This window comes from Bradyrhizobium sp. BRP56 (assembly GCF_020194035.1).
In the GTDB taxonomy this organism is placed as follows: domain Bacteria; phylum Pseudomonadota; class Alphaproteobacteria; order Rhizobiales; family Xanthobacteraceae; genus Bradyrhizobium; species Bradyrhizobium australafricanum.
Window position 1 is genome coordinate 1 of the sequence record NZ_JADYVV010000090.1, and the last position, 20159, is coordinate 20159.

18 protein-coding genes and 1 other RNA gene are annotated in these 20159 nt (G+C 65.3%); 10 read left to right on the top strand and 9 right to left on the bottom strand.

All coding sequences use genetic code 11. The annotated features are described in order from the left end of the window. The first annotated feature begins 235 nt into the window (after positions 1 to 235). A complete protein-coding gene (locus I6F38_RS39020) occupies positions 236 to 1606 on the top strand; it encodes an MFS transporter (RefSeq protein WP_225164137.1) in 1371 nt (456 codons plus the stop codon). 288 nt (positions 1607 to 1894) lie between these two features. Here I6F38_RS39020 and I6F38_RS39025 read toward each other — a convergent pair whose 3' ends face one another. The 5 genes from I6F38_RS39025 to ffs form a co-directional block, all read right to left on the bottom strand. After that, positions 1895 to 2296 carry a hypothetical protein gene (locus I6F38_RS39025; protein ID WP_225164162.1) on the bottom strand — a complete coding sequence of 134 codons (402 nt, stop codon included), beginning with the start codon at positions 2294 to 2296 and terminating at the stop codon, positions 1895 to 1897. 188 nt (positions 2297 to 2484) lie between these two features. After that, positions 2485 to 3090, bottom strand: coding sequence for a recombination mediator RecR (gene recR, locus I6F38_RS39030; protein ID WP_028335942.1), 606 nt, complete (start codon positions 3088 to 3090; stop codon positions 2485 to 2487). After that, positions 3091 to 3411: a YbaB/EbfC family nucleoid-associated protein gene (locus I6F38_RS39035; RefSeq protein WP_225164138.1), complete on the bottom strand. Its 321-nt coding sequence runs from the start codon at positions 3409 to 3411 to the stop codon at positions 3091 to 3093. A gap of 23 nt (positions 3412 to 3434) precedes the next feature. Then, complete coding sequence (locus I6F38_RS39040; protein ID WP_225164139.1) at positions 3435 to 5288, bottom strand: DNA polymerase III subunit gamma/tau; 1854 nt, start codon at positions 5286 to 5288, stop codon at positions 3435 to 3437. Between the two features lie 112 nt (positions 5289 to 5400). Further along, positions 5401 to 5497, bottom strand: an RNA gene (gene ffs, locus I6F38_RS39045) — signal recognition particle sRNA small type. Positions 5498 to 5608: 111 nt separating this feature from the next. Between ffs and I6F38_RS39050 the strand changes: the two genes are divergently transcribed. From I6F38_RS39050 to I6F38_RS39075, 6 genes are all read left to right on the top strand, one after another. Beyond that, the gene (locus I6F38_RS39050; RefSeq protein WP_225164140.1) at positions 5609 to 6028 is read left to right on the top strand and encodes an HIT family protein; all 420 of its coding nucleotides are present in this window, start codon (positions 5609 to 5611) and stop codon (positions 6026 to 6028) included. 6 nt (positions 6029 to 6034) lie between these two features. Next, positions 6035 to 6985, top strand: coding sequence for an NAD(+) diphosphatase (gene nudC / locus I6F38_RS39055; RefSeq protein WP_225164141.1), 951 nt, complete (start codon positions 6035 to 6037; stop codon positions 6983 to 6985). A gap of 78 nt (positions 6986 to 7063) precedes the next feature. After that, positions 7064 to 8011: a sugar kinase gene (locus I6F38_RS39060; protein WP_225164142.1), complete on the top strand. Its 948-nt coding sequence runs from the start codon at positions 7064 to 7066 to the stop codon at positions 8009 to 8011. Between the two features lie 76 nt (positions 8012 to 8087). Then, positions 8088 to 8588 carry an Lrp/AsnC family transcriptional regulator gene (locus I6F38_RS39065; protein ID WP_016848075.1) on the top strand — a complete coding sequence of 167 codons (501 nt, stop codon included), beginning with the start codon at positions 8088 to 8090 and terminating at the stop codon, positions 8586 to 8588. Between the two features lie 161 nt (positions 8589 to 8749). Continuing rightward, entirely contained in the window at positions 8750 to 9061 is a 312-nt protein-coding gene (locus tag I6F38_RS39070; RefSeq protein WP_225164143.1) for a hypothetical protein, read from the top strand. Continuing rightward, positions 9042 to 10508 (top strand): methyl-accepting chemotaxis protein, encoded by a 1467-nt coding sequence (locus I6F38_RS39075; RefSeq protein ID WP_225164144.1) that lies wholly within the window; start codon positions 9042 to 9044, stop codon positions 10506 to 10508. Before I6F38_RS39070 ends, I6F38_RS39075 begins: the two co-directional genes overlap by 20 nt. Before the next feature lie 120 nt (positions 10509 to 10628). Here I6F38_RS39075 and I6F38_RS39080 read toward each other — a convergent pair whose 3' ends face one another. Continuing rightward, complete coding sequence (locus tag I6F38_RS39080; RefSeq protein WP_225164145.1) at positions 10629 to 12128, bottom strand: phosphomannomutase/phosphoglucomutase; 1500 nt, start codon at positions 12126 to 12128, stop codon at positions 10629 to 10631. Between the two features lie 396 nt (positions 12129 to 12524). On the opposite strand from I6F38_RS39080, the gene I6F38_RS39085 reads away from it, so the two are divergent. Together I6F38_RS39085 and I6F38_RS39090 are read left to right on the top strand one after the other, a co-directional pair. Continuing rightward, positions 12525 to 12992, top strand: a complete 468-nt coding sequence (locus I6F38_RS39085) for a hypothetical protein (RefSeq protein ID WP_225164146.1) — start codon at positions 12525 to 12527, stop codon at positions 12990 to 12992. Positions 12993 to 13091: 99 nt separating this feature from the next. Further along, entirely contained in the window at positions 13092 to 13577 is a 486-nt protein-coding gene (locus tag I6F38_RS39090; protein WP_225164147.1) for a hypothetical protein, read from the top strand. Positions 13578 to 13853: 276 nt separating this feature from the next. On the opposite strand, the gene I6F38_RS39095 is transcribed toward I6F38_RS39090, so the two are convergent. The 3 genes from I6F38_RS39095 to hrpB form a co-directional block, all read right to left on the bottom strand. Next, positions 13854 to 14366 (bottom strand): TIGR02281 family clan AA aspartic protease, encoded by a 513-nt coding sequence (locus tag I6F38_RS39095; protein WP_092078840.1) that lies wholly within the window; start codon positions 14364 to 14366, stop codon positions 13854 to 13856. A 188-nt stretch (positions 14367 to 14554) separates the two neighbouring features. Continuing rightward, complete coding sequence (locus tag I6F38_RS39100) at positions 14555 to 16006, bottom strand: NCS1 family nucleobase:cation symporter-1 (RefSeq protein ID WP_225164148.1); 1452 nt, start codon at positions 16004 to 16006, stop codon at positions 14555 to 14557. Between the two features lie 219 nt (positions 16007 to 16225). Then, positions 16226 to 18694, bottom strand: coding sequence for an ATP-dependent helicase HrpB (hrpB, locus tag I6F38_RS39105; protein WP_225164149.1), 2469 nt, complete (start codon positions 18692 to 18694; stop codon positions 16226 to 16228). Positions 18695 to 18900: 206 nt separating this feature from the next. On the opposite strand from hrpB, the gene I6F38_RS39110 reads away from it, so the two are divergent. After that, positions 18901 to 19968 carry an acyltransferase family protein gene (locus tag I6F38_RS39110; protein WP_225164150.1) on the top strand — a complete coding sequence of 356 codons (1068 nt, stop codon included), beginning with the start codon at positions 18901 to 18903 and terminating at the stop codon, positions 19966 to 19968. The last annotated feature ends 191 nt before the right edge of the window (positions 19969 to 20159 follow it).

The following is a 20159-nucleotide window of genomic DNA, read 5'->3' on the forward strand; positions in this document are numbered from 1 at the left end:
CCTGTTCCCCGCCCCGCGCAAGCTGCAGGCGGGGGAGTAGCCCCGAAGTCACCTCGCCCCGCTTGCGGGGAGAGGTCGAAATTCGCGCATCGCGCGAATTTCGGGTGAGGGGGAGCTTCCGCACATTGCACCCGTCATAATTCGCTGAGAAAGCCCCTCACCCCAACCCTCTCCCCGCGAAAGAGCGGGGAGAGGGAGCCAAGGCAGCTGCGGTCGAATCTGCTAACAGAGGGACATGACCGCGCCCGAAGTGACCGCGACCCAACCGGAAAAGAATCCCCCCGCCGCCACCTCGTGGCGCGACAGTTTTGCCGTGTACCTGCAGCCGCGGGTGCTGATCGTGCTGCTGCTGGGCTTTTCCTCGGGGCTGCCGCTGGCGCTGTCGGGCTCGACGCTGCAGGTCTGGATGAAGGAGGCCGGGGTCGATCTCGGCACCATCGGGCTGCTGGCGCTGATCGGCACGCCCTACACGCTGAAATTCCTCTGGGCGCCGCTGGTCGACGCGCTGCATGTGCCGCTGTTCACGCAGATGTTCGGCCGCCGCCGCGGCTGGCTGCTGTTCTCGCAGCTGCTCTTGATCGCGGCGATCCTGGTGCTGGCGATGGCCGATCCGGCGCGATCGCCATGGTTCGCGGCCTTTGCCGCGCTGCTGGTCGCAACCGCCTCGTCGACGCAGGACATCGTGGTCGATGCCTTCCGCGTCGAAAGCCTGCCCGAAAGCGAGCAGGCCGCCGGCATGGCGTCCTATGTCGCGGCCTATCGCGTCGGCATGCTGGTCTCGACCGCCGGCGCGCTGTTCATCGTCAGCGGCTTCGAGTCCGCTGGCCTCGTGCGCCTGTCGGCGTGGATGTGGGGCTATGTGGTGATGGCCGCGCTGGTCGTGATCGGCATCGTCACCGCACTTGCGGCGACCGAGCCGACGCAATCGAAGGGCGCGGAGGCGGCGACGCATGCGCAGAACGCGGCCGAACGCGTGCTGCACGCGGCGCTCGGCGCGTTCTCCGAGTTCCTCAGCCGCAAGGACGCCTTCGCGGCGCTCGCCTTTGTGGTGCTGTTCAAGTTCACCGACGCGTTTTCAGGCACCATGACCGCGCCGTTCGTGATCGACATCGGCTTTTCCAAGGTCGATTACGCGGCGATCGTGAAGGGCGTCGGCCTCGCCGCGACCCTGATCGGCGGCTTTGCCGGCGGCTTCGTGGCGCGGCGCTATTCGCTGGCGACCAGCCTCTGGATCGGCGGCGTGCTGCAGGCGGTCGCCAACCTGTCGTTCTCCTGGCTCGCCCATGTCGGGGTAGATCAATGGGCGCTCGCGCTTGCGATCACCGCGGAGAATTTCACCAGCGCGATCGGCACCGTGATCTTCGTCGCCTATTTGTCGGCACTGTGCCGCAACCCGCTGCACACCGCGACCCAGTACGCGCTGCTCACGGCGCTCGCCGCGGTCGGCCGCACCTATCTGTCGTCAGGCGCTGGTTATGTCGCCAAGGCCGTCGGCTGGCAGATGTTCTTCGTGATCTGCGTGCTGGTCGCGATCCCGAGCCTGATCCTGCTGGCCTGGCTGCAGCGGCGCGGGCATTTCGACGAGCTGGGACCGGTCAGGGTTTAGTCGCCTGTAGCCCGGCTTGACCGGGTGATCCAGTATTCCAGAGGCGTTCGTAATTCAGCGGAGAAGCCGCGGAACCACTCTCTCCGCGCGTCGTCCTGGCGAAGGCCAGGACCCATTACCCCAAATGCGAATTGTTGCGCGATGTCGGGGCCACGATCCATCCGACAAGCAAGGCCGGTGGTTGGGTCCTGGCCTTCGCCAGGACGACGATGAGGATGGATCGCAACTCAAGAAACAGCGCGGTGTCGTTACCCGCGCATCCGGGCGATGACACCGAAGTTGGGGCAGCTACTTCGCCACCACGCTCCACTTGGTGACGATGGCTTCGCTCATCTCGCCGGCATCCTTGGCGCAGGCGACCTCGTCGACCTTCACCGAGATTTCCTTGCCGGAGAGGCTTTTGAGCTGCGCGGCCTGGGCGTCGTTGGTCGGAATCAGCTGGAAGGTTTCCGGCCCGGTCTCGAGATTGCACAGACCGTTCGGCGGCGGCAGACGGCGCGGCTCGCTGGTGATCTGGTAGGTCGCGACGCGCTTGCCGCGGTTCTTGGCGTCACGCACCTTCATGACGCCGAGCTCTCCCGACAGCACGTCGCCGGCCCGGATCATCTTGCCGGGCTTCTGCGGCGCGTCGGCCTGCTGTGCGATGGCGCAAGGCGCGGCGAACGTTGCCGCCAGAAGCGCAAAGCCCAAACGTACGCCGAACAAGCGTACGCCGAATCGGTGTGTCGTCATTTGCGGTGGTTCCGTACTTGATTCGTCAGAGCGTGGATGACCGTCCCCGAATCGTCACCCACCCTATCATTTTGTTTCAGTGCGATCTTTTCGACTTGTGACGGATCGCTCGGCAAACGCCGCCACGTCCGACTGTCGAGCGCGCGCTAGAAGAGCGTGCGCTGCCGCATCGCAGCCGATAGCGTACCTTCATCGAGGTAATCAAGCTCTCCGCCGACCGGCACGCCATGCGCCAGCCGCGTCACCCGCACATTGGCCTCCGACAACAGGTCGGTGATGTAATGCGCGGTGGTCTGGCCGTCGACGGTCGCATTGAGCGCCAGGATGATCTCGCTGACCTCAGGCGCATGCGCGCGCGCCACCAGCTGATCGATGGTGAGATCCTGCGGACCGACGCCGTCGAGCGGCGACAGCGTTGCGCCCAGCACGTGATAGCGGCCATTGGTCGCATTGGCGCGTTCCAGCGCCCAGAGGTCGGCGACGTCTGCGACCACGACGATGATCGAGGGATCGCGGCGCGGATCGGTGCACACCGTGCAGGGGTTTTGTGTATCGATGTTTCCGCAGGTCTTGCAGACCTGGATCTTGTCGATCGCGACCTGCAGCGCCGCGGTCAGCGGCGTCATCAGGGCTTCGCGCTTCTTGATCAGATGCAGCGCCGCGCGCCGCGCCGAACGGGGCCCGAGGCCCGGCAGCCGCGCCAGCAACTGGATCAGGCGTTCAATCTCGGGGCCGGCGACGCTTGCAGCCATTTAAGTCGGACCAAATCCCGGCGGCAGGCTGAGCCCGCCGGTCAGAGCCATCATCTTCTCCTGCATCGCGGTCTCGGCCTTGCGACGGGCATCGCCATGCGCGGTGACCAGGAGATCCTCGAGCACCTCGCGTTCCTCCGGCTTCATCAGCGACGGATCGATCTTGATGCCCTTCACTTCCATCTTGGCGGTCATGCGCACCGTGACCAGGCCGCCGCCGGAGATGCCTTCGACCTCGACATTGCCGAGCTGTTCCTGCATCTCCTGCATCTTGGATTGCAGCTGCGCTGCCTGCTTCATCATGCCGAGAAAATCAGCCATGCGTGCGTCCCTGTAGCCAAATATCAATCGTCATCGCTGTCGGAAGTTTCAATCGGGTCTTCGCCGGTGGCATCCGAAACCGGAACCTCGGCGGCAAGGCGGCGAACCTCGACCACCTTGGTGCCGGGGAAGCGCGCCAGCACCTCCTGCACGCGCGGATCGGCCTCGGCGGCGCGCTGGTGCTCGCTGCGCGCCAATTCGTTCTGCGAGCGCACCGTGGGCTGGCCGGCCTCGTTGGAAATGATCACGGTCCAGCGCCGCCCGGTCCATAGTTCGAGCTTGCGCGACAGATCGGTGACGAGCGCGCGCTGCGCCTTCGGCTCGAGGGCGATCTCGAGCTGGCCGTCCTCGATGCGCACCAGCCGCACATCGGCCTCCAGCGCACTCTTCATCATGATGTCGCGCTTCTCGCCGGCGAGCGCGATCAGCTGCGGGAAGCTTGATATCCGCAGCGCCGGCGCGGCATCGGCGACCGGCGCTGCCATCTGCGGACGCGCGGCGAGATCGCCGCGCGGCGCGGCCTGCGGCGTGCGCACCGGCGCCGACGGCATGGCCGGCATCGCCGAGCTCGGTGCGCCGCGCGGCGGTTGCGAGGCGGCGGAACCCGACGTCGCGGGCGCAGCGCCACCGCCATTCTGCTCGATCATCCGGATCACCTCGTCCGGCGTCGGCAGGTCGGCGACATAGGCGATCCGCACCAGCACCATCTCGGCGGCAGCGGCCGGGCGCGTCGCGGTCTGCACCTCGGCGATCCCCTTGAGCAGCATCTGCCACATCCGCGACAGCACCCGCATCGACAGCTTGGCGGCGAATTCACGCGCCCGCACCCGCTCGGTCTCGCCGAACGCGACATTGTCGGCCGTCCCCGGCACGAACTTCACGCGGGTGACGAAATTGACGAACTCGGCAAGGTCGGACAGCACCACGACCGGATCGGCGCCGACGTCATATTGCGCGCGGAATTCGGCGAAGGCGGCGGCGATATCGCCGCGCGCCAGCTGTTCGAACAGATCGATCACGCGGGTGCGGTCGGCGAGGCCGAGCATCTGCCTGACCGCATCGGCCTTCACATTGCCCGCGGCATGCGCGATCGCCTGGTCGAACAGCGACAGCGAGTCGCGCACCGATCCCTCGGCCGCCCGCGCGATGATGCCGAGCGCCTCGGGCTCGACCTCGACGCCTTCCTTGGCCGCGATGTTGCCGAGATGCTTCATCAGCACGTCGGCTTCGACGCGGCGCAGGTCGAAGCGCTGGCAGCGCGACAGCACCGTGATCGGAACCTTGCGGATTTCGGTGGTGGCGAACACGAACTTGGCGTGCTCCGGCGGCTCCTCCAGCGTCTTCAGGAAGGCGTTGAAGGCCGCCGTCGACAGCATGTGGACTTCGTCGATGATGTAGACCTTGTAGCGCGCGCTGGCCGGCGCGTAGCGCACGCTGTCGTTGATCTGGCGGACATCGTCGACGCCGGTGTGGGAGGCGGCGTCCATCTCCAGCACGTCCATGTGCCGGCTTTCCATGATCGCCTGGCAGTGGATGCCGAGGTCCGGCATGTGGATGGTCGGCCCCTGCACCGAGCCGTCCGGCTTGGCGTAGTTCAAGGCGCGGGCGAGGATGCGCGCGGTGGTGGTCTTGCCGACCCCGCGGACGCCGGTGAGGATCCAGGCCTGCGGAATCCGCCCGGTCTCGAACGCGTTCGAGACGGTGCGCACCATGGCCTCCTGGCCGATCAGGTCCTCGAAGCTGGAGGGGCGGTATTTGCGGGCAAGAACGCGGTAGGGTTTTGCGGCGTCCGGCGCGCCGCCGAGATCGAAACCGCCGTCAAGGCTCCCTTTGCCTGCGCCGTCGGACGGATGGGAGGGGTCGCCAGCGTCATTCATGCATCGATCCGCAACTTGGGAATTGTCTCTTCAGCCGGCGTGCGGATAGGAGCCAAAATCGAGCGCCGGGCGCGGAGACCGCCGTTCCAGCGCGATTCGCTCGGAAAAACAGGTAGGAGACTGACGAGCGACCCGATCCGGACCTCGTTAGGGCTGCTTCCTTCCGGACCTGACCCGGTTGGCGAGTGGCTCGTCCACCGCCAATCTCCCGGTCCCTATTTGGGGCCAAAACCGCCGGAAAGCAAGCGGCCTGACCCGGCTTTGTAAGGCTGGCTTTGTGGGACTTGTCTGGGAACACGGAAAGGCATTATTTGCCCCCCATGTCCGCCTCCAATTGGTCGCTGCATTCGCAGCTCAAGAAAGACACCATCGACATCGGCGACCTGCCGCTGTGCAAGGTGCTCGTCATCAAGGATGCGCATTATCCGTGGCTGCTGCTGGTGCCGCGGCGCGACGGTGCGGTCGAGATCATCGACCTCGACGAGGTCGAGCAGGCCCAGCTGATGACCGAGATCACCCGCGTCTCGCGGGCCCTGAAAGAGGTCACCAAGTGCGACAAGCTGAATGTCGCCGCGCTCGGCAACCTCGTCCCGCAGCTGCACGTCCATGTCATCGCGCGCCGCACCAGCGACGCTGCATGGCCGCGTCCCGTTTGGGGCGTGATGCCGCCGCTGGCGCATGACGCCGAGGAAGTGCAGAATTTCATCAGCGCGCTTCGCCGCAAGATCTGGTTGGGTTGAGATTCAATGTCTGCATTCGATTCATTTCCGCTCGGCCAGCCGGCCTTCGTCACCCACGTGCTGGACCGCGCCGCGCATCTGCGCACCAACGACGAAAAACTGTTCGCGCTGGAAGGCCACCGCGAGGCCCGCGCCTACGTGATCTATCGCGACTCGCTGGTCGTGAAGCAGGAGGATGGCGGGGCCCGCGCACTGCTCTCGCTGGAGGAAGCCCGCAGCTACGGCGCCAATCCCGGCACGATCTTTCTCGGACTGCGCGACGCCGCGCCGATCTTCGGCATGGGGATCGCGCCGCAGGCGGCCGAGAAGCTGGTCGGACGCGCCGATGTCGCGATCACCGAATTGCGCGGCATGGCGATGCAGGGGGTGGTGCCGCCCGAGCAGCTCTCGGCCATCGCAATGGCGAAATCGATGGTGACCTGGCATCAGCGCCACGGCTTCTGCGCGAACTGCGGCACCCGCACGGCGATGAAGGACGGCGGCTGGAAGCGCGAATGTCCGAGCTGCAAGGCCGAGCACTTTCCGCGCACCGACCCGGTGGTGATCATGCTGGTCACGTATGGCGACAAGGTGCTGCTGGGACGGCAGAAGCAGTTCATGCCCGGCATGTATTCCTGCCTCGCCGGGTTCGTGGAAGCCGCCGAGACCATCGAGGACGCCGTGCGGCGCGAGATTCTCGAGGAGTCCGGCATCCGCTGCACCGACGTCAATTACTACATGACGCAGCCCTGGCCCTATCCGTCATCGCTGATGATCGGCTGCACCGCGCGCGCGACCAACGAGGACATCGTGGTCGACCGCACCGAGCTGGAAGATGCGCGCTGGTTCGACCATGCCGAGGCGTCGCTGATGCTGAAGCGCCAGCATCCCGAAGGGCTCGCCGGCCCGCATCCGTTCGCGATTGCCCATCATCTGCTCGGCCGCTGGGTGCATCACCAGAACCCGTTGGACAAATAGCGGGAACCGGACATCGTTCTGCCGATTAAAGCTGGACAGAGTTCTGGCAGTAACGGAACCATTGCGACGGATCCCCGCATGAATTTTCAGAACGGCGCCCCGAAAGTCCCGCCCCGCATCCTCTGCATCGGCCTGCCGGTGCGCGACCTGACCTTTCGCGTCAGCGTCCCGGCGCGCGGCTCCAAGGAGAATGCGACGCATTTCGACGAGATCTGCGGCGGCAATGCGCTGAACGCCGCCATCGGCATCGTCCGACTGGGCGGGCGCGCTTCGATCTGCGGACCGATGGGCGATTCGCAGGAGACCTCGAGCCGCTACATCTTCGACAAGCTCGCCCAGGAAGGCATCGAGACCAATCATCTGATCCACATGCCGAACCTCGTCACCCCGATCTCGGCGATCATGATCGACGACAGCGGCGAACGCACCATCGTCACCTTCCGCGATCCGGAGCTCTGGAAGGTCAAGCTGCCGCCGACCGAGCTGTTGCTGGAGGATTGCGCGGCGATCCTGACCGAGAGCCGCTGCGCGCCGTTCTGCACGGAGCTTTGCGCCGAGGCGGTCAAGCGCGGCATCCCCGTGGTGGTCGACGTCGACCGCGCGATGTCGATGCGGGAGGGGCTGCTCACCGCCTCCTCCCACCTGGTGTTTTCCAGCGAGCCGCTGCAGGAGACCGCCGACGTCACCGACGACGGCCAGGCGCTGCACAAGCTCGCCAAGCTCACCCCCTCCTTCCTGGCCGGCACCCGCGGGCCGATGGGCACGATCTGGCTCAACGAGAACGGCGAGCTGGAGGAAACCCCGGCCTTCCCGGTCCATACCGTCGACACGCTCGGGGCCGGCGACGTCTTCCACGGGGCGTTCGCCCTCGCCATCACCGAGAAACAGCCGCTGCGCGACGCGCTCCGCTTCGCCTCGGCTGCTGCAGCGCTGAAATGCACCCGCTTCGGGGGTGCTTATGCCGCACCGCAACGTACTGAAGTTGAAGAGTTTTTGGGTCAGCACGCCGACGCCAGGCCGACCTGAGCCGCCACGAATCGCTTGATTTGGAAGATTCTTCTCTATATGAGGGATATTGAACCTTCATATGGAACTTTCTTCTATGACCGATGTCGCCATTCAGCTTCATGACAACAGCCGCCGCCTCGACGCGATCGATCGCAAGATTCTGACCGTGCTGCAGGAGGATGCGTCGCTCTCCGTCGCCGAGATCGGCGACCGGGTCGGCCTGTCGTCGACGCCGTGCTGGAAGCGCATCCAGCGGCTCGAGGCCGACGGCGTGATCCTGCGCCGCGTGGCGCTGGTCGACCAGAACAAGATCGGGCTCGGGATTTCGGTGTTCGTCTCGGTCGAGAGCGCCGACCATTCGGAAGCCTGGCTGCGCAAATTCGCCGACGCCGTCAGCGCCATGCCCGAGGTGATGGAGTTCTACCGGATGGCCGGCGACGTCGACTACATGCTGCGCGTCGTGGTCGCGGACATGCAGGCCTACGACGTGTTCTACAAGAAGCTGATCAGTGCCGTGCCGCTGAAGAACGTCACCTCGCGCTTCGCGATGGAGAAGATCAAGTCGGTGACGGCGCTGCCGGTGCCCGCGGCGTAAGCGCCGCCGCACACCCCACACGATAAGGTCGATACGCTCCCAGGTAGTTGGCCGGTTCGGCATTTACCTGAAGTTAGCGCCGGCAGCGGTATTCTGCTGCGATGGAGCCGGGGGAGATCATCCCAGCGAGACGACGGCCTGCCTGGCTTGGCGCGGCCGCATTGCTGATCGCGAGCTGGATCGCGGTCGCAACGCTGTCGCTAAAGGTGCGTGCGGGCAGCGATGTGGTGGCCGTGGCCTTTCCGCCATGGTGGCGCGCCGAGCGCGCGCTGCTGGCCGCCGCATCCGCCGATGCGTCGATCGTTCGGATGACCGCGATCCCGGCCCTGCTGGTGGTGCGGCCTGACCGCAATGGCGGGCTGGGACGGCTGTACGAGGCCGGCGCCTTGCTGACCATGGATCCGCAGGCGATCGCCGGCTGCTTCAGGGCGGATGACGATCTGGGGGTTGGGGATGACCTTCGAAGGCGATGAAATGGCCGCCCTGCGCGAGACGGCGAGCAAGATCCTGCTCTTGGTGCTCTGGCTGCACGTTCCGATCGCGATCATCGTCGGCATGACGCTGCACACCGACTGGCTGATGCCGGCCGGCTTCATGGTCGCGATGGCGCTGGCCGCGACGGTGGCGTGGCGCGTCTCGGGGAACGGCGTTTCAACCCGCCTGATCGTTGCCGTGGCCCTGATGGCCGGCGTGTCGATGCTGGTCTACCAGTTCGCCGGCCACCTCTGGCAGGTCGACATGCACATGTATTTCTTCGCCGCGCTGGCGTGCCTCGTCGCCTATTGCGACTATCGGCCGATCGTCGCCGGCACTTTGGCGGTTGCCCTGCATCACCTGACGCTGAATTTCATCCTGCCGGCCGCGATCTATCCCGGCGGCGCCGATTTCGGTCGCGTCGTACTCCACGCCGTGATCCTGCTGATCGAGGCCGGCGTGTTGATCTGGCTCGCGCACACGCTTGCCGAACTGTTCAGGACGTCGGCGCAGAAGGCGGCGGAGGCCGAGGCCGCCGGTGCCGCCGAGGCGCGCGCCAATGCCGAGCGCATCGAGGCCGAACGCGCCAAGCACGATCGCGATGCCGCGCGGCGCGAGCTCGCCGCCGGCTTCGAGCGCAAGATCGGCGAGGTCGTCGAGGCCGTCGCGGTGGCGGCGGGCGCGATGCAGGACCTGTCGGCAACGATGAACGGCAGCAACGCGGAAACCATCCGCCAGGCCACCGCCGCCGCCTCCGCATCGACGCTGGCCTCGAGCAATGTGGAAACCGTCGCGTCCGCGACCGAGGAGCTGACGGCCTCGATCAACAACATCGCCGAGCAGGTGACGCGCTCGGCGCGGATCGCCGCCAAGGCCGCCGACGAGGCACGCCGCACCAACAGCGTCGTCGAAGGCCTTGCCGCCGGCACGCAGAAGATCGGCGAGGTGGTGACGTTGATCCAGAGCATCGCCAGCCAGACCAATCTGCTCGCCCTCAACGCAACCATCGAAGCGGCGCGCGCCGGCGAGCATGGCCGCGGTTTCGCCGTGGTCGCAAGCGAGGTCAAGGCACTGGCCAACCAGACCGCCAAGGCGACCGAGGAGATTTCGGCCCAGATCCAGGACATCCAGAGCGCGACGGGTGCTGCCGTCAGCGCGATCGGCAGCATCGGCACCACGATCGCGGAAATCGACCAGGTCTCCGGTGAGATCGCGGCCGCCGTCGATCAGCAGGGCGCGGCGACCCGCGAGATCTCCAGCAATTTGCAGCAGGCCGCCGATCGCACGCGGGATGTCAACAAGGGCATCCTCAACGTCAACCGCGCCTCAGAGCAGGCCGGCAGCGCGACCGCACAACTGCTCGATGCGGCCAACGGCCTGTCGTCGCAATCGGAGTGGCTGAAGACCGAGCTGGACCGCTTCCTGGCCTCGCTGCGGGCGGCGTGAAGCTGCGGACACCGACCGTCGCACGCGGGCTTGACCCGCGTGCCCATCGATTTTCAAGAAAGCTTTTCCGAGATGGATTACCGGGTCAAGCCCGGCAATGACGACCCAGGAGCACCCAGCTCAAATCTTCTGATTATACTCGCCGACCTCGGGATGCGTGCGCAGCACGGCATCCATCGCCTCGAACATGTCGTGCATGCGCCGCTCGCTGACCGGGCTTTCCACCACGACCACGAGCTCCGGCTTGTTCGAGGATGCGCGCACCAGGCCCCAGCTGCCGTCCTCGACCGTGACGCGCACGCCATTGACGGTGACGAGGTCGCGGATGTTCTGGCCCGCGACCTTCCCGCCCTGCTGCTGCAACGCCTCGAAGTGCTTCACGACAGCGTCGACGACGCCGTATTTCGCTTCGTCGGCACAATGCGGCGACATGGTCGGCGACGACCAGGTCTTCGGCAGCGCGTCCTTCAGGTCGGCCATCGACTTGCCGGGGGCGCGGTCGAGCATTTCGCAGATCGCGATCGCCGACACCAGGCCGTCGTCATAGCCGCGGCCGAACGGCTTGTTGAAGAAGAAGTGGCCGGACTTCTCGAAGCCGGCGAGCGCGCCCAGTTCATTGGTGCGCCGCTTCATGTAGGAATGGCCGGTCTTCCAGTAGACCGTCTTCGCGCCCTGCTTCTGCAAGACGGGATCGGTCACGAACAGCCCGGTCGACTTCACGTCGACGACGAACTGCGCGTTGGCGTTGATCGCCGACATGTCGCGCGCCAGCATGACACCGACCTTGTCGGCAAAGATCTCCTCGCCGGTGTTGTCGACCACGCCGCAGCGGTCACCGTCGCCGTCGAAGCCGAGGCCGACATCGGCCTTGTGCGCCAGCACCGCATCGCGGATCGCGTGCAGCATCTCCATGTCTTCCGGATTCGGATTGTATTTCGGGAAGGTGTGATCGAGCTCGGTGTCGAGCGGGATCACATCGCAACCGATCGCCTCCAGCACCTGCGGCGCGAACGCGCCCGCGGTGCCGTTGCCGCAGGCCGCGACGACCTTCAGCCTGCGCTTCAGCTTCGGCCGGCTGGTGAGGTCGGCGATGTAGCGCGCCGGATAATTCTCGTGGAATTGATAGGAGCCGCCGGCCGTGTTGTTGAATTCGGCGTTGAGCACGATTGCCTTCAGCCGTGACATCTCGTCGGGACCGAAGGTGAGCGGGCGGTTGGCGCCCATCTTGACGCCGGTCCAGCCATTGTCGTTGTGCGAGGCGGTGACCATGGCAACGCAGGGCACGTCGAGATCGAACTGCGCGAAGTAGGCCATCGGCGTCACCGCGAGCCCGATGTCGTGCACCTTGCAGCCCGCCGCCATCAGGCCCGAGATCAGCGCGTATTTGATCGAGGCGGAATAGCCGCGGAAATCGTGACCGGTGACGATCTCCTGGCGGACGCCGAGCTCCGCGATCAGCGCGCCGAGCCCCATGCCCAGCGCCTGCACGCCCATCAGGTTGATTTCCTTGTTGAACAGCCAGCGCGCGTCGTACTCGCGAAACCCGGTCGGCTTCACCATCGGCTCGGATTCGAAGGCGTAGGTGTTCGGAACCAGCGCGGGTTTCGGCTTGGGAAACATCAGAAATGGCCTCGTGGAAATGCGGAGGAGCGATGCCGCTGGCTTTAGCGAATGCATCGCCGCAGCGGAAGGCAGGATTGACGGCTTGTGGCCAATAATTAAGGCAGATTTGGCGTCGGCGAATACTTGCACGCCGGCGCAATACGCCGCGCTGTTGCGCCCTGCGAGCTGCTTGACCGCTAATCGCTCCGACCCAGCATGGTTTCCGCAGGGGTGGCGCCAGTGTCCCGAATCCGAAGTTCGCATCATTTGCAGCACCTTCGGAGCGAACTTCGGATTCGATAAGGACACTAGCAAACTTATGATTCTAGTGTGCTTTATGAATGCGAAGTTCGTGAAAGTGGCTGCCGCGAAATCGCACGAACTTCGCATTCAGCACACTAGGCAAGGACAGGCATGGCCGTGCGGTCGACAGCAGCCGGTCAGCCCGGCGTCAACGGGCCGGCGACTGGCAACAGCCCCAGCGGATCGGGTGGCGTCGCTGGCATCAAGCGCTTTGGCGGCGCCGAAGGTGGCGACTTTCCGAGCCGCAATGCGGGGATCGGTTTCGAGAGCGCGGAGCGCGCATGGGACGCTGCCCGTAAGGAAATGATAGACCTTGGTGCCCAATATTACCCGGAAGAGACCAAGAGCAGGGGTTTTATCCCGGAACTGGGCGTGGAAAATCATAAGCGCGGCGGACCATATTACTACGATCAGATAGCGCGCGGATTCCAAGACGGAGCGCTGGGCGGTGATGTGGGGTTTGGCGACAGCGGTGCGGTGGCACGTGGGCACATGCACTGGGATGATCAGCACGAGGGTGATGGAGATCTAGACAATGCGAAGGCTTATTCGCAGAAAACTCCGGATTATCGAGCGTGAGTTGGATCTTGGGATGGGAGCTATCTGTATTGGCTTCACGGCAAGCCAACGGGGTCGAGAATGCCTGATTGGAATCGATACAAATATTGAGCCATGCCGATGAAAATGTTCGTGCTCGCCGGAGCCTTATGCCTTCTGCTCGCCAGTTCAACGGTATGCAAGGCAAACTCGGGCCCCTGGTGTAAGCCGGATGTCGTGACTTTGACTTTCAAAAATCAACAAGGCGGGGATCTTGCGAAGATCGAACTTCGCACCCTCAAGGCAGTTTGCGACCGAAACCCGGAAAAGAAAGGGTTCGGGGTAGGCTTGGAACGGTCGATGCGCATTGAACACAATGGGCAATGGATTGATGTGCCGAAAGAGTGTTTATCCGTTTTTCCTTTTGGGGAAGATGAGGTGTCGCTATCGGGTGACGATGCCGGCCTAGGCATAGCTATTATCGGGAAACCGACGGAGAGAGGCGAGCGTTTAAAAGTCTCGATATTCAAACACGGTGATGAAGTCTTTTGCGTTCAGGTCGTGCGCTGCCCGAATGTCGACGACCCGCCCGGCTATATCAGAGAGTGCAGTAGGGATTTACAGTGAGCACGCCGGGAGATCGGCGCGACGCTCTGCGAAAGCGCCTCAGGTCTGACGTTGCCCGCGAACGTCTGGCGCAAATGCCGCGCCGTCGCGAAGATCGACTCGACTACGCTCTCATTCCCAAAATGTGAACAAGCAGCGCACTGAATTCCCTCGCGGCGACTTGTGTGTCCGCCTTCCTCAGTTTCGGCGGAATTTCTGCCGTTCTGAGGAGACGATGCGCATCACGGAGGAAGACATCCAGCGGAAGACTTGGATAGGCTTTGATGCCAATCGGCCTTACTGCTCCAGCAACAATTTGCCGTTGGCATATTCGAAGCGCTTCAGCTTCGACAGGAAGGACAGGCCGAGCAGGTTTTCCGACAGCGCCTCGTCCGGCAGCACCAGGGCATCGACGTCGCGCACGGTGAGGCCGCCGATCTCGATCATGGCGATGCGGGCGCGCGCGGCCTTGATGGTGCCGTTGGCAGTGGTGACGCGCGAGGTGTAATCGCCCGGCACCGGACGCAGGCCGAAGCGTGCCGCGGACGTTTCGTTCAGGGCTACCACCGAGGCGCCGGTGTCGACCATGAAGTTGATGCGCTGGCCGTCGATCCGGCCGTCGGTCGCGAAATGACCGCGAGGATCGGGCGCAATACTGAGCGTGCGGGCGCTGGCCTGCGCCACCGTGACGGCTGGGGCCATGGTCTGCTTTGTAGTGGTCGCGGCGGCGGGCGACATCTTGCTGGCCATCTGAGCCATGAAGGTGCCCAGCCCGATCAGGATGGCCGCGAAAATCATCAGGTTACGCATGACACCATACTCGGAAAACCGAACACGCAATTTCACCACGCCGCCCGCCCCACCGCGAGCGAGGGCGGCGGCACGAGCCTGCCATTTTGGCGAAAAGGATGAGCGAAGGGTTAATGCGAGCCCCAAGGGGCGGCCGAATGACGTCGGTCGCCCGCGAGGGCCGCAATTTCCGGCTCTCAGGCCGTCTCTCAGGCCGTCCTGGCGACCGGGCTCGGCATCGCAACGCGCAGCGCGTAATAGACCGCGCCCGCGATCCCGACACCGAAGAACCAGCCATAGACCGCCCACCACGCCGGCAGGATCGAGGTGAAGTTCGGCAGCACCGACGAGAACAGCGCGCCGATGCCGGCGGCGATCAGCGCGCTGACGTTCCAGCCGTTCTGAAAGCGATATTCGCCGTTCTCCTGATACAGCGCCGGCACGTTCACACGGCCTTTGGCGATCAGATAATAGTCGACCATCATGACGCCGAAGATCGGTCCCATCGTCGCGCCGATCACCCCGACGAACGAGGCGGCGCTGCCCTCCCAGGGCGCGAACGGATACAGCGCCAGCGCGATCAGCGCCGCGATGTAGCCGCCCTTCTTGAAGTCGATATGCCGCGGAAACACATTGGAGAAGTCGAACGCCGGCGAGACGAAATTGGCGACGACGTTGATGCCGAGCGTCGCCACCGCGAAAGTGACCGCGGCGAGCAGCGCCAGGAACCAGCTGTCGAACTTCGCCGAGATCTGGTCGGGATGCAGCAGCACCTCGTGATAGACGTTGAACGCCGCGATCGTGGTGACGCCGGCGACCAGCGAGAACAGGACCAGATTGACCGGCAGGCCCCAGATATTGCCCTTGCGCAGCGCGGCTGCATCGGGCGCGTAGCGCGAGAAGTCGCAGAAGTTGAGATAGAGCGCGGCGAAATAGGTGATCCAGGTCGCGGCGACGGCGCACAGCGCGGCGAGAGTCCCGGGCTCGCCGGGCACGCCAGCCTCCTTGGTCTTCTCCAGCAGCACATCCTGCGGGATCGGCGCGGTGAGCGAGATGCCGCCGGCCGCGATGCAGAGATAGATCGCAAGGATCAGCATCATCAACCACACCGCAGGTCCCGCCCAGTCCTGGAAGCGCCGCACCGTTTCCATGCCGCGCTGGATGATCAGGAGCTGCAGCGCCCAGATCACGACGAAGCAGATCACCTCGAGCGTGGAATGGCCGAGCATATGGCTGGACTGGTGGAACGCCTTGAAGCTGTCGATGCGCGTCAGCAGCGCGACGATCGCGCCCGAGGCCGCCGCGGTCTGCGCCCCGTACCAGAAGCAGGCGACGACGGCGCGGACCAGCGCCGGGATGTTGGCGCCCCAGACCCCGAACGAGGCGCGCGCCAGCACCGGATAGGGCACGCCGGTCCTCACGCCGGCATTGCCGATCAGGCTCATCAGCACGAAGATCACCAGCGAGCCGACGCCGATCGCGAGGATGAAATTGACGAAGCTGCCGCAGAGCAGGAACAGGCTGGCGGCGAGGTAATAGCCCCACAGGCTGTGCACGTCCGAGGTCCAGACGTTGAAGATGCTGAAGGCGCCCCAGTTGCGTTCCTTGGCCGGCGCCAGGTCTTCGTTGTACAGCGACGGCGATGCGTTCTTGATCTCCACGGTGACCTCCCCAAACTGCGAGCCCGTGATCCCATCCCAGCGTGCAAATCTAACCACCGTTTGCGGACGCTCGCCAGCGTTACGTCCCGGATGGTGCGGGTCTATGCCCGTCATTGCGAGCGAAGCGAAGCAATCCATCGTGCGGCATGCGCGGAACGATGGATTGCTTCGTCGCTATCGCTCCTCGCAATGACGGCGATGCATGAGATTCGCGACCCGTCACGTGCCGCGCGGTTTCACGCGCCTAGTCGGCATCGCGCTGGCGGGATCTTCCGGCCAGGGATGGCGCGGATAGCGGCCGCGCAGGTCGGAACGCACCGCAGCGTAACTGCCGCGCCAGAAGCCGGGCAGATCGCGCGTCACCTGCACCGGCCGCTGTGCCGGCGACAGCAGTTCCAGCACCAGCGGCACCGCGCCCTTGGCGATCGAGGGATGGGTGTTGAGCCCGAACAGCTCCTGCAGCCGCACCGCGATGGTCGGGCCCTGCTCGGCCTCGTAATCGATCGCGAGCTGCGTTCCGGTCGGCGCCTCGAAATGCGTCGGCGCCTCGCGATCGAGCCGCGCGCGCAACTCCCACGGCAGCAACGCCATCAGCGCGTCCGACAGGTCGCCGGCGGACAGGTCCTTCAGCGCGGTCTTGTCGTAGAGCGCCGGCACCAGCCAGTCGTCGGCACGCGCGGCGAGCGCGGTGTCGGACAGATCGGGCCAGCTCTCGTCCTCGGCCCTGCGCAGGAACATGACACGGTCGCGCCATTGCTTGGAGTGCTTCGACCACGGCAACCGGTCGAGCCCGGCCGCGATCAGCCCGTCGGCGAAGACGCGCGCGGTCTCGGCCGAGGGCGACAGCGACATCGGTGCTTCCGACAGCGTGATCGCGTGCAGCGAACGCCGGCGCCGCGCGCGCAGCGCCATCGCGCCGCGGTCGAACGTCACCTCTTCCACGTTCTCGATCTGGTCGGCGAAACGCTGCTCGATCTCCTCCTGGGTGATCGGCGCCGCCAGCAGGATGCGGCCGCTCGCGGCCGTGCCGGTCAATTCGGCAACCGCGATATAAGGCAGCCGCGCCAGCGCCGCGGTCTGCTCCACGGCGACACCGCGGCCGTTGGCCAGCACGAAGCTGCCATTGCCGCGGTTCCTGGCGACCCGATCCGGGAATGCGAAGGCCAGCATGACGCCGGTGGAGAGATCCTTCGCTTCGCCGACAGCCGACTTCACCTGCGCGGCCCAGCGCGCCGCCATGCTGCGGGCGCTCGATGCGCGCTGCGAACGGTCGCGGCGGAACTGGTCGAGCCTGACGTCGAGATCGACACTGTCGCCGCCGAGCCCGCGCTCGGTCAGAACCGCGGCGATCTCGGCCGCCTCCTCGCCCATACCGAAGCGGGCGGAATCCACGATCATGCGCGCCAGCCGCGGCGGCAGCGCCAGCGCGCGCAGGCTCTGCCCTTCCTCTGTAATGCGGCCATCACCGTCGAGCGCCCCGAGCTCCGACAGCAGCGATCTGGCTTCCTTCAGCGCCGGTCCCGGCGGTGGATCGAGGAAGGCAAGGCCCGCGGGATCGCTCACGCCCCATTGCGCGAGGTCGAGCACCAGCGAGGACAGATCGGCGGAGAGGATTTCGGGCGCGGTGTAGGCCGGTAGCGACGCGGTCTGCGGCTCGTCCCAGAGCCGATAGCAGACGCCGGGCTCGATGCGGCCGGCGCGGCCGCGCCGCTGATCCACCGCGGCGCGCGAGGCCCGCACGGTCTCAAGCCGCGTCAATGCGATGTCGGGCTCGTAGCGCGGCACCCGCGCCAGGCCGGAATCGACCACAATGCGCACGCCCTCGATGGTCAGCGAGGTCTCGGCGATCGAGGTCGCCAGCACCACCTTACGGGTGCCCTTCGGCGCCGGCGCGATGGCGCGATCCTGCACGCTGGCATCGAGCGCGCCGAACAGCGGCACGATCTCGACAGAGGCGTCGTGCACACGCTCAGTGAGGAAGGTCTGGGTGCGGCGGATCTCGGCGGCGCCCGGCAGGAAGGCAAGCACCGAGCCGGCATCGGCGCGCAGCGCGGTCGCGATCGTCTCGGCCATCTGCCGCTCCAGCGGCGCGTCGACCTTGCGGCCGACGTAACGGGTCTCGACCGGAAAGGCGCGCCCCTCGCTTTCGACCACCGGCGCGTCGCCGAGCAGTTTTCCGACGCGTGCACCGTCGAGCGTTGCCGACATCACGAGGATCCGCAGGTCCTCGCGCAGGCCGGTCTGCGCGTCGCGCGCCAGCGCCAGCCCGAGATCGGCATCGAGCGAGCGCTCATGGAATTCGTCGAACAGCACCGCGGCGACGCCGTTGAGCTCGGGATCGTCGAGGATCTGGCGCGAGAAGATGCCTTCGGTGACGACCTCGATCCGCGTCGCGCGCGACACTTTCGAGCCGAAGCGCACGCGATAGCCGACGGTCTCGCCGGCACGCTCGCCGAGCGTCTTCGCCATCCGCTCCGCGCTGGCGCGCGCGGCGATGCGGCGCGGCTCCAGCACGATGATCTTCTTGCCCCTCGCCCAGGGTGCATCGAGCAACGCCAACGGCACGCGCGTGGTCTTGCCGGCGCCCGGCGGCGCCACCAGCACCGCGGCGTTGTGGCCCTCGAGCGTGCGATCGAGCTCGTCGAGCACGGCGTCGATCGGCAGCGGACTATCGAATTGGCGCGGCAAGGATTCTCATCACCGCAGCGGCGCTCGGGCCGGGCTGCGTCCCATGGTTAACAATCCGTTTCGGATTCCCTCGCCTCTTAGACCATTCGCCGGTCACGGGAAACCCGCGGAAAGGTCCGGTTTGGTGGCACACCATTTGTATCAATAAAGGAGAAAGCAACCGATCGGGCCGATGATAGGCACGATCACGCCGGAACGAGACAAAGATGACCACGAACGGCACAGCCGCTGCGACAGATCGTTCCGCCTCAGGCGCGAGCGGACGCGTCGACTGGGTCGACTATGCCAAGGGCATCTGCATCATCATGGTCGTGATGATGCATTCGGTGCTGGGGGTCGAGAAGGCCGCCGAGCAGACCGGCTTCATGCATTACGTCGTGATGTTCGCGAAGCCGTTCCGGATGCCTGACTTCTTCCTGATCTCGGGCCTGTTCCTGTCGGTCGTGATCGATCGCGACTGGCGCACCTATCTCGACCGCAAGGTGATGCACTTCGCCTATTTCTACGTGCTCTGGGTGACGATCCAGTTCGGCTTCAAGGCGCCGTCGCTGGCCGCCGAGACCGGTTGGGCCCAGGTTGGACTGCAATACCTCGAGTCCTTCATCGAGCCGTTCGGCACGCTGTGGTTCATCTATCTGCTGCCGATCTTCTTCGTCGTCACCAAGCTCGCGCGCAACGTCCACCCGCTCGTGATCTGGCTGATCGCGGCAGCGCTGGAGACCGCGCATGTCGCGACCGGCTCGACCGTGATCGACGAGTTCTGCTCCCGCTTCGTCTACTTCTACACCGGCTATGTCCTCGCCGATTACGTGTTCGCGCTCTCGGACTGCGCGCGGGCACGGCCTGCGCTTGCCCTGCTCGGGCTTGGGCTCTGGGCGCTGATCAATGGCGGCCTGGTTGCGCTCGAGGTGAGCGAATGGCCGGTCGTCTCGCTGGCACTCGGCTTTGCCGGCGCCTGCGCGATCATCGTGACCGGCACGCTGCTGGCGCGCGCGCACTGGCTCGGCTTCCTGCGCTTCTGCGGCGAGCATTCGATCGTGATCTATCTCGCTTTCTTCCTGCCGATGGCTGCGTCACGCACCCTTCTGCTGCGCTTCGGCGTCATCCACGACATCGGCCTGATCTCGCTGATCGTGACCGCAGTCGGCGTCGCCGGCTCGCTCGTGATCTGGCGGCTGGCGCTGGCGGCGCGGGCCAATTTCCTGTTCGAGCGGCCCGATGCGTTCTGGATTGCCCCGAAAAAGGCGGCGCCTTCGCTGCAGGCGGCCGAATAAGCCCCGACAGTGCCAGAAGTCATAACAGCCGGATTCGTTCCGACGGGCGGGAATCCGGCCGTTCGAATTTTCTTCGCATTGAAATTATTGGCTTTTTGGTCCCGAATGTTTCGTCGTCGGGCCGGCGACGAAACAATTCTCCCGTTCACGAAACCATTTTCCGCTTTTCGCGCAGACATCCGGAAACGGGC